At 59.3% G+C, this 13,627-nt stretch carries 7 protein-coding genes and 1 pseudogene; 3 read left to right on the forward strand and 5 right to left on the reverse strand.

Features of this window, described 5'->3' with window-relative positions:
• Positions 1–256 precede the first annotated feature (256 nt).
• The gene (locus FNJ47_RS07740) at positions 257–496 is read right to left on the reverse strand and encodes a hypothetical protein (RefSeq protein ID WP_163152265.1); all 240 of its coding nucleotides are present in this window, start codon (positions 494–496) and stop codon (positions 257–259) included.
• A gap of 171 nt (positions 497–667) precedes the next feature.
• Here FNJ47_RS07740 and FNJ47_RS07745 point away from each other — a divergent pair, with 171 nt between their 5' ends.
• Positions 668–1,264, forward strand: a complete 597-nt coding sequence (locus FNJ47_RS07745) for a hypothetical protein (RefSeq protein ID WP_163152267.1) — start codon at positions 668–670, stop codon at positions 1,262–1,264.
• 141 nt (positions 1,265–1,405) lie between these two features.
• Here FNJ47_RS07745 and FNJ47_RS07750 read toward each other — a convergent pair whose 3' ends face one another.
• Complete coding sequence (locus tag FNJ47_RS07750) at positions 1,406–2,020, reverse strand: hypothetical protein (protein WP_163152269.1); 615 nt, start codon at positions 2,018–2,020, stop codon at positions 1,406–1,408.
• A 1,496-nt stretch (positions 2,021–3,516) separates the two neighbouring features.
• Here FNJ47_RS07750 and FNJ47_RS54645 point away from each other — a divergent pair.
• Positions 3,517–4,047 (forward strand): annotated as a pseudogene (locus FNJ47_RS54645) (DNA-directed RNA polymerase subunit alpha C-terminal domain-containing protein); the annotation flags it as partial.
• A 273-nt stretch (positions 4,048–4,320) separates the two neighbouring features.
• On the opposite strand, the gene FNJ47_RS07765 reads toward FNJ47_RS54645, so the two are convergent.
• Together FNJ47_RS07765 and FNJ47_RS07770 are read right to left on the reverse strand one after the other, a co-directional pair.
• Positions 4,321–5,244, reverse strand: coding sequence for a nucleotidyl transferase AbiEii/AbiGii toxin family protein (locus tag FNJ47_RS07765; RefSeq protein WP_163152271.1), 924 nt, complete (start codon positions 5,242–5,244; stop codon positions 4,321–4,323).
• Positions 5,241–5,876, reverse strand: coding sequence for a type IV toxin-antitoxin system AbiEi family antitoxin domain-containing protein (locus FNJ47_RS07770; RefSeq protein ID WP_235999634.1), 636 nt, complete (start codon positions 5,874–5,876; stop codon positions 5,241–5,243). Before FNJ47_RS07770 ends, FNJ47_RS07765 begins: the two co-directional genes overlap by 4 nt.
• A 68-nt stretch (positions 5,877–5,944) precedes the next feature.
• Here FNJ47_RS07770 and FNJ47_RS07775 point away from each other — a divergent pair, with 68 nt between their 5' ends.
• Positions 5,945–10,000: a helix-turn-helix domain-containing protein gene (locus FNJ47_RS07775; RefSeq protein WP_163152273.1), complete on the forward strand. Its 4,056-nt coding sequence runs from the start codon at positions 5,945–5,947 to the stop codon at positions 9,998–10,000.
• A 1,350-nt stretch (positions 10,001–11,350) separates the two neighbouring features.
• On the opposite strand, the gene FNJ47_RS07780 is transcribed toward FNJ47_RS07775, so the two are convergent.
• Entirely contained in the window at positions 11,351–13,579 is a 2,229-nt protein-coding gene (locus tag FNJ47_RS07780) for a hypothetical protein (protein WP_163152275.1), read from the reverse strand.
• Positions 13,580–13,627 lie beyond the last annotated feature (48 nt).

The following is a 13,627-nucleotide window of genomic DNA, read 5'->3' on the forward strand; positions in this document are numbered from 1 at the left end:
AGGTCATTCATCTTGTGCGCACGACAAATCCGAAGCCCGAGCAAGATCCGAGCCACGGCTATTCGTTCGTTCCACTGTCGCCCGCAGGGAGCGGTAGACGCAACGAGGCTTTTCTCATGACGCGGCCACGCCCTCGGCATGACGGAAAATGAGCTTGAGCAATTCGTGGGCGCTTTCGAACACAACGAGCGTGCGGCAGTTCAATCGGAGCAACAACCTTGATTGCAGGCATCTCAATTTCTCCAATCCGCTGTATCTAAATTAGTCCCCGAGATTTGAGCCGTTCATTGCGGGCGGCCTCGCTCCGAGCCGCTTCAATCATCTCTTCGGCTTCACGCTTGTGTGCCTCGTTCAATTGGTGCCTGCGGTTCCATAGAGCGAAGCCGTTGATACCAACAATTAGAACAGCGAGCGTTTCAATTTCCCAAGTACGACCGGAGAAGAGATAGTCAAGCAAACAAGCAATAGCTACAAGGATATTGGCCCAATAGATCATTGCCCCCTCGTGCGCGAACGCCCTCCAAACCTTGTCAGTCCGCTCACCCATGGCGCGCCCTCCAACTCGCGAGGGCTCAACCTAGACGAGCCTTGTAAAAGCCGCAACGGATTGACCGCCCGTCCGGCGCTACTCCTCGACAAATGACTTGCAAGAAGGCATCCTTGCTGAATGCAAAGAAGACTTCTCTTCGGCCTGATTGTTTTCTTGGTTATCCTCTCGGCGATCGTTGCGATCGTTGGCTTTGTCCAAGCCTTCGCACATCTTGACGAGAGCAAGCGGTGCTTTTCGAGCGGCTTCGCGCACGCTCAATGGCCAAAATGGATCGGCTGCGCTGTCGCCGCGCATGAAAGCTTGTCTGCCGGACTGATTGGCGCTGCTGGAGCTTTGTTTGCAGCAATCATCGCCGCTGACGCTGTCTGGCAGCAAATTGCGGACGCTCGGCGGCAAATGCGGCTAGCTGATCAGCGCCGCGAGAGATTTGAGCTTTATAATCTCCGACGGGTCGTTGATTATTATTCTCGACTGCTGAAACCATTCGACGAGGCTCCCGGAACCGAAGATATCAAGCACGTACACGGCCTGAACACGCTACATAAAACGGGAAACCTCGTGGCCTTCTTCGGCTCTGCCGACCTGCCATCTGAGTATCAAGGCATCGTGCGCGAAACTTGGGAACGGTTGAGCAGCCTCAACTCGGCTCTCGATGAGGTACAGAAAAATTGGCATGGGTGGCGCGCCAGATATCAAGGGCCGAGCCGAAATTAACAGGAACATCGGCGATGTAGTGGCGAGCATGCGCGAACATCGTAACCTCGCACAGTCGGAATTGGATAGTCGAACTGCGGCTTTAGAGCTGCAGGGTTAGACCGCCGAGCAGCAATGCGATCCGTTGCGCCGCCCGAGGATTTACGTGACTTTGAGCGGGTATTGTTTCGTCGGAAACTCTTGGGCACCGTGAACACCGTAATCAGTGAACGGCCCGTCATAGCCAATTAAAAGGAAAGTCAGCTGCCGCAGCAACAGCTCGGCACGATGGATATTGTTGATCAGCCTTTGACTGTCCTTGGACGAAGGTTTCTTTAAGTCCCTCAGTTTTGGGTCCACGTGCCGATTGCGCAGATTTTGCCAAGCCTTGACGCAGGTCTTCTCCACGTGGCCCGTTTTGGCGAGCGCGTACATCACATCCTGCGGGCGTTTTTCACCCAAAACGCCGATTAGTCCCTCAGCTCGCTTTGTTTGATCTTCTGGGAAGGATTGTTTGGCGAGCCATGCCCGCATTGCTCCCTGAATGCGAGCAATTTGTGCAGCTTTCTTCTTATCGGCTTTAAGGATCACGAGGCTGGCAATAGCTTCCACGGCGACGGATACTCCAACCGCCCAAGCGTCAACGGAGTTCGCAGTGGCTTCGCAGGCATTATAGAGATGATAGGCGACGGGGTTCCAGTACGTACCCTCCGTGCGCTTTGCGACATATGCTAGATATTTCTCAAATAGCTTCCACACTTGCTTGTGAAAATCCAATGAGACCGCTGAAATCGGTTGAGTGAACTGCGTTCGCGACGATTTTCGCCAAGGCATCGCAAGTTCGAGCCGAAGTCCCCCACGGGCCGCACTCACTCGCGCGCGCCAAATTGCCGTCTTAGCAGTTACATACTGTACCGCTTCTTGCACCCTTAGATCGAACGCGAGAGGAAATTTCCTCTCGGATGAAACCTCAATTGTCGTTGCGCCCGATCTCTTGCGAACCACAAACTGCGAACCGCGCGCTTCAAACTCCGCGTGGTCGGCGACCAGCGTGTTCCATCTTCGTCTTTGAACTCGCTCATTTGACGAAGTGGGATTTCAATATCTTCGAAGAAATGGAGGCGCAGATAGTGTTTTGACCGAGATTTATAGAAGAAGCGTGGCGATTGACTGCAATCTTCCGCTTACAATGATGCTGATGTCGTCTGGGTCGCCGAAGTCCCAACTTGGGTTTGGCACAATTCGTGCTGCTGTCCACTGCACGCCGTTGTGTGTAGTCGGCTCATCGATGCTTTCGATGTCACCTGCAACAGTGCTTGTTGCTCAAAGAGCGTCCAATATTCCAGGAAGTCAGGAGATCGTTGTCGGGCAGGAGCGACGCCGTTGTGCTCTGCCGCGATCTGCAAGAACATCTCGCAAGCATCATGGAATGTGAGCACCGCGGCCGCCGCAAATGGCTCTGGCTTGTGAGACTGATCTACTCCGAGCCCATACAAATATCGCACGAACGCAAGTCGTCGGTTCAGGTCCCTAGTGAGCGGTTGCGGCGTTGACGACATCAATCCACCTTGGTGTTCTGAGGCTTGCGCGGCTTCGCGGACTAACGCCTCGACCCGCAGCCAGACAGCGCGGCGGGGTAATATCTCGGACCCATCCTTGCATCAGAGCGCGCTGCGCCGCTTCGCGCAAGATGTTGGGCCGCCCTAATCTTGGCCCGTACAGCCCATCCCATTTTGCGTTCTCTTCTTGTTCGTAGACCAATCATGTGAAACGATCAGGCGAAGGAAATCCTCTTCATGTCCCTCAACGATGTGTATCGGGATAGACACTACGAGGCTGGTAACGTCTACATTGCCGGCTCTTTGTCTGGGCGTGTCATCAAGATCGGCACGGCGAAAAACATGGGGAGCTATCCGCGATATCTTCAAAACAAGAAATATGCCAGCCTCGACGATTGGCAAATCCTCTATTGCGTTTGGGTAAACGAGGGCGCGGGAAGGATTGAACACGACGCGCGAGCGCGATTGCAACAGTACAAGACTATGAGGGGCTATGAGAAGGACGGACGCTGGCAGAAGGGGCGCGAGATTTTAAAATGTTCTTTCAGCGCCGCCCTAGAGGCGCTCACTGCTGCAATCGGCGACGATAAGAAGTCAAACGAGTGGCAATCAAACCATTGTCGCTACTATGAGTTCGGACGGTACAGACCTAGCCCAGTTTTCCAGAACGATATCATAACCGAGGCCGCGCCGGCGCCCCTCGAAAAAGTGCGCTTCAACAATATTTTTCTGATGAAGGTCGACGAACTTGAATTGTCGGTTCGTTCGGCAAACTGCCTGAAGAACGACAACATAATTTACATCGGCGACCTCGTGCAAAAGGCCGAAGCCGAAATGCTCCGCACGCCGAACTTTGGTCGGAAGGCCCTCAACGAGATCAAGGATGTGCTGGCGCAGATGGGTCTGCGTCTCGGGGTGGAAATTTCAGGTTGGCCGCCGGCCAACCTCGAAGAACTCACCAAGCAATTTCAGACGGTATTCTTCAAGAAGGTCGATGAACTCGAATTGTCGGTTCGTTCGGCAAACTGCCTAAAGAACGACAACATAATTTACATCGGCGACCTCGTGCAAAAAACCGAGGCCGAAATGCTCCGCACGCCGAACTTTGGTCGGAAGGCCCTCAACGAGATCAAGGAAGTGCTGGCATGGATGGGTCTGCATCTCGGGATGGAAATTTCAGGCTGGCCGCCGGAGAATGTCGAAGAAATTTCCAAAGCCGTTGGGCTGCAGTACCCGCTGTCGTAGCGCCTTCGGCCTTCTCGTCGCGAGCGAGGCGATAATCTTCGGCTCAACGCTGCTGTTCGATGAAGGTGACGAGCACGAAGCATTTGCTCACCTTCGTTCATTAATCTGCGTAAGAGGATCTAATTATGCTCAAGCGCTGAACGGATGCAATGTTCACGCCTTGGGAAAGGAAATCGTGTGCATCGATCTATTGGGGATTTTCAATTTGATGAGACGGGACAGGACATAATCGGAATCATCGCTCAATTTGAAAGGCCTGCGCTGCGTCTGCATTTACTCCCAGGCGCTGCGGTCAGGGCTCCAGCGACCGCTCGCACTCTCTGGCAAAGCGAGAGCAGCAAGTACCGGCTCGAAGAATCGCCGTAGCTCTATCAGTAGCTCGTTGAATGGCGGCGGTGGCAGGGTCGGAGGGTTGCGGCGCAAGAACCCTGTCCAGAGCGCCTGCTTGTCTGCCATCTCCGCAAACTGCGGCGTCAGCGCCACCGGCATCTCCGTCGGCGCGGCGGTCTCCCGCCGTTGTAGGGTGCCGGCGACAGCTTCGACCAATGTGGAGAGATCGAAAGAAAAGGTTCGCGACGTAACCCAGATGTCGTGGAAATCTTTGATCCGACCGTTGGCCTCACCGAAGCGGATCATCGCTTCAAATTTCTCTGCCACCACGGTCTCGGGCGGATACATTAAGACATCGGCCGCGGGCAGATCGGGCAACAGGCTGGGGAAATTCTTCCGACTAGGCGCGGGATAGACGCGGTCGCCAAAACCGATGTCCACCTGGACAGGGATGACCGCCGTGCCCAGGCAGCCACTCAGAGTCAACCTAACGCCTTGGTATTTTTCTTCCTCTCGGACCGCCTCCACCCGCAAGGTGGACGGGTCAAAGATAATGGCGTCGGCCGGCATATCGACCTGGCAGATGCGGGTGAACAGTTCGGTGATTGCACCGGGGTCAGGATCTCCATGTCCGAGAAGGTCGAGATCACCCGTAGGCCGGAAGACCTGTTCCGGCCAGGTCACGAAGAGCATGGCGCCCTTGAGGATATATTCGTCACGCGCTTCAGTCTGGCTCAATCGGAAAAGCAAGCGCTCAATCGCGTAGCGTGTGAGGATACGCTGATAGTCGTCGCCATGCGTCTTGGCGTGGTTGAGGAGACGCTGACGGATCGAGGCGCTCGGGTTTTTGAGAGGCTTGGGTGTCATTGCAGCGCTTTGAGATAGGGACGGATACGCTCGGCCACGCGATCGATCTCGGCGTAGCGCAGAATATCGGTCACGGTCGTCTTCCGCATGCGGAGCGCATCCCGCAGCGCCTCGATGGCGACGTCCTCGCCGACATGGCGTCGATGCTTGAAGCAATCGGCGATGGTCTTCGCCACGCCGTAGATGGGAACGTCGACACCTTCGACCTGCACATGTTCGACACCGGCCGTTAGCACCTCGCCGGTGGCACGGACGATCTCCAGCGGCAAGCCATCGGCCTTCGGTGTCCTGGCTTTGTGTGGTATGGTCAGCCAGACGGCGTGAGGCAGTTGGGTCGTCAGCCCGTGGTGCCGCAGCGCGCTTGCAAGACTGATGACGCCGTTGGGAACGGCCCTGGCGGCTTCGGCAAGATTATGGGCGATGTCCTCTCCGACTCGTTCCGGATCCTGGTAGAGTCCTCTTCCGAGTCGAATGAGTTCCCCGCTGTCCGTCAGGCGCTTCAGATAGATCAGCGGGATGCCCGCTGCCTTGAAGTCTCGAGCGCGGGCGATGCCTCGGTCTTGGACCAGACTGAGGGCGCGCTCGCGATGATTTATATGACGTTTCGCCATCTTGTTATCTTTTGTCGGCAAATTTTAAATCTTGCCGACGATAAAGAACATTTGGGGAATCGCAACTGACGTCATATATTTCGTATGACATGTCTCCGTCCAGCCCCAACGTCGAACTGACCCCAAAGCACGTGCGCGCTGCGCGCGCCCTGCTGGCTTGGTCCCAGCAGGACCTCGCCAAGAATGCTGCCGTGGCGACCTCGACCATAGCCGACTTCGAGCGGGGCCGCCGCACGCCAGTGGCCAATAATGCGCAAGCTATTCGCGACGCGCTGGAAACCGCCGGCATCAGCTTCCTGCCGACCGGCGCGGTGATCGGGCCTCCGATCCCCCGCATCGCCAAGTCCGAACACCCTGGCGCGCCGATCCGCTGGGTGGACGCCGAAGATCTGGCGGTCTGGGCAGACCGCTTCGATGGCGCGGCGAGCCTGCCGACACTGCTGGCCCACCTGATCCGCGCCACCTACGGGCCTGCGGTCGAACTCCGCTTTCCATCGGACGAAGGCATACGGCATTCGGGCTGGGACGGTCATACCGTCGCCACCGAAGGGGGCACTTACGTCCCGCAAGGTGAAGCCGACTGGGAAATCGGCAGCCAGCGCGGCGGAATCGCGCAAAAGGCGACTGAAGACTACAGGAAACGGACAGCGAAGCCCGCGCCGCTGAACCCTGCAACCTCCACTTACATCTTCGTCACGCCCCGTCATTGGCCGAAAAAGAGTGAATGGGCTGAGGCCCGAGAGATCGAGGGTCATTGGCGCGCTATCCGGGTCTATGATGCCGACGACCTCGTCCACTGGATCGAGCAGACCCCCGCCGTCGGATTGTGGCTCGCCACGCGTTTGGGCAAGCGGCCTCCCGGCACCCGTCAGCTTGAAGAGCTCTGGGAAGAATGGTCACTGGCCACCCAGTGGCCGCTGACTGAGGATCTGGTTCTGAGCGACCGGGACGAGGACGCCGCTGAAGTCCTGCGCTGGCTCCGCGGCGAGCCGTCGGTCCTGTCCATCCAAGCGACCACGACCGAGGAAGCCGCCGCCTTCTTCTATGCCACGTTGAATACACTGCCGGACGAGGCGGCTGCTCACTACCGGGCACGGTGTCTCGTCGCAACTGACGCCGCGGCCGCTCGCGCACTTGCGAATGCGCCAGCGCCGCTGATCCTCGTGCTCACTGAACCGAACCCGGGTCTCGCGCGCAGTCTGGCGGAGCGGGGACATTTTGTGTTGCAGACGTACGATGATCGTCCGGCGTCGCCTGGCGAGATCCGGAAGCTGGCGCGCCCGTCTCGCGAAGGCATCGCTAGCGCGCTGATCGACGCCGGTATTGCCGAGGCAAGGGCGCACGCGGTTGCGCGCGATAGCGCGAGGAATCTCGCCATTCTCCGACGACTGATTCCGACAGCGCCAGGGCGCCTTCCTAACTGGGCGCAAGAGGCGCCGCCGCGCGCCTTGCTCGCGGCGCTGCTCGCTGGGGGATGGGATGACGAGTCCGAGGCGGACAAGGCCAAGGTTTCCCAGTTGGCGGCTGAACCCTATGACGATGTTATCGGCGAACTCGCCCGATATGTAGGCGAGTTCGACAGTCCGCTGCGCAAGATCGGCTCGACTTGGCGAGTCGCCTCGCCCCCGGACGCTTGGCTGCTGCTAGCGCCATATCTAACGGCTGCGGACATCGGCCGCTTCGAGGCAGTAGCTCACGATATCTTGGGCTCGGTCGACCCTCGTTACGACATGGACCCGGACGATCGCTGGATGGCTTCGGTCCGTGGGGTTCGCCCAGACTATTCCGGACTGCTGCGCCACGGTGTCGGCGAAGTGCTGATCCTGCTCGCCCTGTGGGGCGACAAAGTTCGAACGATGCCGAACGCTCATCGGCGTGCGGACGCGATCGTCCGCAAGCTCTTGAAGGATGCCGACAAACGACGGTGGTGGTCTCTCTCGCGAGACTTCAGACTGCTCGCGGAGGCATCGCCGAGCGCCTTCCTCACGGCCATCGAGGACAGCCTTAATCAGAATGATCCGCCGATTCGCGCATTGTTTGGCACGGACGAGAGAGGTCTGACCGGAACGGAGCATCTATCCGACCTGCTTTGGGCTCTCGAATCGCTGGCCTGGTCGCCGGAGCTTTTGCCACAAGTGACGCTGGTGTTGGCCAGGCTGGATGCAATCGACAACCCACCCGGTCGCTACATAAACCGCCCGGCTAACAGCCTTCGCCACATACACCTGCTCTGGTTGCCGCAAACTTATGCGCCCCTCGATCAGCGCCTGCGCACTTTGGATCTGATCCGCAAACGCGAGAGCGACGCGGCCTGGAAGCTGATGCTAAGCGTTCTGCCGAGTGGGCACGATACATCCAGCCCTTCGCCGGCCCCGCGTTGGCGCGACTTTACAGTCGACAAGATAGAGGCGGTGACCTGGCCGCTCATCGCACGCGGCGCCACCGCCATCAGCGAGCGCATCTTGGCGGATGTTGGTCTGCACGTTCCGCGCTGGCTCAATCTGCTCGACCGGTTTGCGGACATAGCGCCGGATCGCGATGCAGCCATCGATCTCCTCGACAAGGCTGAGCCGCAGATTAGGGCCGCGTCGGAGCGATCGGAGCTGTGGGCCGGACTCCGCAAGCTGCTTCACCATCATCGACAGTTTGCCGATGCCGATTGGTCGCTCCCCGCCGCGGAGCTTGATCATCTTGCGATCATCTATGACCGCCTAGCTCCGTCTGACGTGCTCGAGCGGGTGGCATGGTTGTTCGAACCATCGGTGAACCTGCCCAACCCATCGCATCAGGGTTGGCAAGCGAACGAGCGCCAGGTCGACGAAGCGCGGCGGCAGGCAGCAAGGGAACTCTTCTTGGCACAAGGCGTCGACGGAATCCTTCGGCTAGCTCGTCTTGTGTCGACTGCCGGCTACATCGGCAAGGCGCTTTTCGAAGTCGGTCTTGATGAGCCGGACATCAATAAACTCCTAGAGGCATGCCTGCGCAGCGACGATCCGCGCGAGCGCGACGTTGCTCACGGCCTGATCATCTCAGTGTTCCGAGATCGAAAGGAGCCGTGGGCCGCGGCGCTCATCGCCAAAGCGCGTAAGAAGAAATGGGGAGATACCGCGCTTCTTGCTATCCTGCGCGCATTGCCCCAGCAGCGTTGGACCTGGGACCGGGCAGCGGAGGCTGGCGATGCGATTGAGCAGGCTTATTGGAAGCGTGCGCCAATCCTCTGGATAGAAGAGGACAGCGAGGCCGCTGCCTTCGCCGTGCACAAGCTGATCGCGGTTGGTCGGGCACGGCATGCTGTGCACCTCGCGGGACGCGACCAGCAACATCGCCTGCCAGGCGATCTATTGATGACGATGCTGACGGAGGCGGTAAAGCAGCCTTTTGAGGAGAATAGCGACGGCAACGAAGTGACGACGTTCCAGCACCATGTCATCGAAATCCTCAATCGGCTGGAATCGGAGGTGACCACGGATACGCTGGCTCGATTGGAATGGGCCTATCTGCCGCTGCTCCAGCATTCGCGGAGACAGCCAAAGGCTTTGCTAACGGCGCTCTCCGAACAACCGTCACTTTTTATCGACATGCTCCGTGCTGTCTTCAGACCAAGCGAAGATAGTGGCGTGGTGGAGCCCGAACCGGCCGACCCCGAACGAGCGCAGGCCGTTGCCCATCTGGCCTACCGGTTGCTTGATCTTTGGAATCGGCTCCCCGGGACGCGGGAAGATGGAACGATCGCCCCCGAAGCGCTGAAGACCTGGATCGAAGAGGCGCGTTCGCTCGCGAAGGCCGCTGGACGAGGTGACATCGCCGACAGCCGTATTGGAGCTATTCTCTCTGCATCGCCGAATGGCACTGATGGCATTTGGCCCGCCGAGGCTGTGCGGGAGGTCATCGAGGACTGCGACAGCAAGCCAATGTTCGACGGCTTTTGGATCGGAAGACGAAATCGGCGCGGCATCACAACGCGCATGCCACGGGACGGCGGCAAGCTGGAGCGCAGCGAGGCTGCAAAATACCGGAAGTTCGCCGCGGCGCTCGCCTACGAACATCCTCGCACAGCCAAAGCTCTCGACAGCCTTGCCGACAGTTACGAGGAGGAGGCGCGCCGCCACGATGAGAACGCCGAGCGGCTTGATTGGGAGCCTTAAGCTCCGCCGGCCGACCAGCCACGAGAGAGCAATTTTGGGGCACTTTCCATGACACCGTTGCCGCCACGCCGTGTATGCCATCCGAAATTGGGCGCGGCCCGCGCCTTGGCTGGCGTACGAAGCCATCGTCATTTTGGGCGGTTCGCCAACCCATGCCGGCGAAGCGCGATGTGAGCCGGACGATGACAACGAGTATGGCGCCAAAGCAATTGCGAAAGCGCGAACGAGTTGCACCCCTACACGGTGCCACGGGTCACCACCTGGACGGCCGAAAAGATCGTCAGTATCCTTGAGGACGGGACTGAGAATGATGAACCCAATCTTGCATGGGTGAGCGATACCCCAACCGAGGAGCGCGAGGTACTATTTCTGGGCGGGAATCTGGATGACTATCCGACCGCTAGCGAATCGAATCCGTACAGAAAGTCAGAGACGAGAGGCTGAGGCTAAAGGGTGCGAGAAAGCGCGACATCTCTTGTCGCGCTGCTCGGAAGCAGCGTTCCGCGGCATCTATAATGCCTGATCTGGGTGGCCAGCGGGGGAGTTGGTCGGGTAGCGCACGTCGACCATCAAAGTGTCCGCCGAGATCTGTACCGTCTTCAAATTCGTCGCACTTGTCGTCGTAGGAAAGCGAGGCATTTCGCTCGCCGATAGGCCAATATGGCCCCGTTATAGTCGCCAGAGCTCCACGCTCGAGTCCGCAAAGGCCAGCAGAGCACAACGAGCTTCCCGCCACGCCGACGCGGTCGTGGCCGTCACAGGATCAGTGTTTGCAGAGAAGCAGCGCCGCCCTCACCGGCTGGGGCACTCGGAAGAACGAAAAGCCCCAGCACCTTCTGGGGGCCTGGAGGCCGGGATGCTGGGGCTCTCGTCGCCTTATCCAAGTGAAGCAAACGGACAGGCGGGCTCATTGTGCATTGCGAAGTCGATTCGTCAAACCAGAGCGCATCGTTCTCTTTTGGCATGCCAACCATCCGAAGCAACCCCTCTGGAGGTTTACTTGTCAGTTGGCGGCGCACATGCAGGCCTTTCGCAACGAGCGCGACGACATCCGGCCGTATCGTCTTCGGGATCACGCACATGTTTCTCCGGCTGCCGCGCTCAGCGGCTGGCTTTCGGCGCCACCAATTGCCTCATAGTGAGAGCTTACTTGCCCGTGATCGAAAATGATCCGACTCTCCGGCCGACGAGCCTCTCGTGGATTTGGTGCGCGTGTTCTCTTCTTCCGAACTCCACCCGTTGGGGAGGTGGAACCTGAAGAGCCCGGTGCGGCTCAGGTAATCCGCCGAGCCGACCTGGAGGCATGAAAGCTGTCATCGAACGGCATACTGCCGCAAGACAAGAAGCTCACTAGATTCCCAGTCGCCCCATCTGCGCTGACACGTGCCCAGCATCGGAAAGGTGGTACAACGCCTGGCCGCCAGCTGCGCTGCTCAACAATGACTTGCAAAACGCAGGTGTGAGCTTGCCGCGGTGGATCACGACGTTGTTGTGCCCCTCGGCGGCTCGAGCGTTCTGCCAGTGCCGATTATAGCCGCGCTGTTCATCGGACTTCACGTGGCAAGCGGCGAAGTCACGGTCCCCCAGCATTGGCAATTGCCAGGCGTGTACCGGCCGCTTGGTATGGATGTGCACCCACATCGGACTTGGCCTCGCACCACTGCTCAGCGCCTTGGGCTGCAGCTTGACCTCGAACAGCTTCCCTGGCTCTTCCTGCAAGGCGCGCGGTGGATCGACTGGCGCCAATTCCCCCGCCGCCCGCAATTGTTCAAGGTACCTTTGCGACGGAAACGCATAGGTCTTCATGCAATCGCTCGTGATTGCCGCCTTTCGCACGTTCAATGAGTTTGCCTGCCCCTGCACCTCGGACCGCATCGCCTTGAGCCGAAATATTTTTTCGTGCACTTCGGGCACTTGCACCGGCGTGAGCAGGCCCCGGCGGCGAGGCTCCTCCAGCGCGACTACACAGGCCTCAATCTCGGCAGCCTGCGTCTGCAAGCGCTTACTGACGAGATCCAAGACGTGGTCGGCGTCCTCGGGCTTCATCTGGCGCGCTTGCGAGATGGCACTTTGCTGAGCCGGCAGATCGAATTGCACCAGCTCGTCCAGTCGCTCGAGTAATCCCGCCAGCGCTTTCCTGGAGGGCGGAGCCTGCCACATCTGGAGGTGCTCGGTAGCAGAGGTTGAAGCGCTCGCGCGTGCCTCCTCCGCGGTCGCGAGTTTTTTGGTACCGAGGTCCGAGAGCACGATAACCTTGCCGGTCGGGGCCGTGGCCGCATCGGGCCTGGCGAGTTGCGGCTCGGGCGGGCGCGCCGTCGAACTCCCCTCGCCTGCGGCCGCTGCGCGCCTTCCTTTACCCTTTCTGCGCGCTCTGCCGCTTTCGCCCACCATGGCGGTATTTTCCGGCAGCGCAGCCCAAGCCGGCGGTTCAATTGTGGCTGCCAACTTTGGCTGCACTGCCAGCAACCGCATGACTTCGTTCGCCGTAAGCCACGCACTTTCCACGATCTGGTCCAGCAACTGCAACGGAAGGTCAGCTCCTGATCCGGCTTCCCTCAGCGTGGCAACCATGGAGCTCACCCCTGAAGCGAATTCCGAAAGCCGCTCCATGACACCTTCCAGAACGGCGCGATGCTCGGCGTCGAGCGGTGCCCCGTTGCTGTTCAGAACGGCATGGCCGGTCGAGACGAATGCTGGAAAAACATCTTCGATGAAGGTCCCGAGCAGACGCACCCGCCCGTTCTCGTCCATGAGGGCTTCGTGCGCGTCTGGTTCCAACGTGCTCGCTTGCGAGTCAATCAAGAGCTCCGCGAGAGCTATCCGGGTTTGCAGATACATGCACTTCGTATTGAGCGCATGGCCGGTATGCAGCCTTAGTGCGGCCTCTTCGGCCTTGCGCATCGCGGGCGTAGCGCTTGGCAAGTCCGCAGTAGCTGCGCAGACGGATTGCATCCGCTCCAAGCGCAGTGTCTTCTTTCCCCACCACTCCATGTGGGCCGCATAATGTTCCGCCACGCTTGCAACCGAGCGGCTCAGCTGGTGGGGCGTTGCGATGCCTTTCAACCTCTCAAGGCATCTCAACGCTTCTTTTCTCTTCTTCTCCAGTTGGTCAACAATCTGCCTGGCCACGGTGTTACATTGGGTGGCTGCGTCAAGCACGTCATCGCGGAGAAGGCGGGCCCGATCGTCGGGCAGAATGCGACGCGCCAAATTTGGGGGCAGATCGGTATAGTAGTCCAGAGCTGCTGAGCCTGCCCTGACGACTTGGTCGATCAGCTCTTGCGCCTCGGGCAAGTCCCGGGCGCGCATGGCGGCTTGACGACAAGTTTCAAGCTCCTCAAGGAGACTCTCCAATCTTTGCTTTGCTGCTCTGATCTCGTGCCGCGTTGGCGCCACCACATCTGACTCTGGTGGCTGGCTCGCGAGCGGCACGGCCCGCTCCTCCGGCCCGGAGCGCATCCGCTCCACGACGGCGTCGAAGGATTGACTGCGTTCCCCCGGGACGACGCCGAGTTCGCCGGTGCTGTCGGCTGCTGCCGCCCCAACATGCGATTTCCCGGATCGGCCAATGCCCGTCATGCTTTATCTCCGATTAAGTCGACGATGTGCAGCCTGTCTGGATAGACC

Origin of the sequence: Bradyrhizobium uaiense (genome assembly GCF_010811875.1) — a bacterium.
Classification (GTDB): Bacteria; Pseudomonadota; Alphaproteobacteria; order Rhizobiales; family Xanthobacteraceae; genus Bradyrhizobium; species Bradyrhizobium uaiense.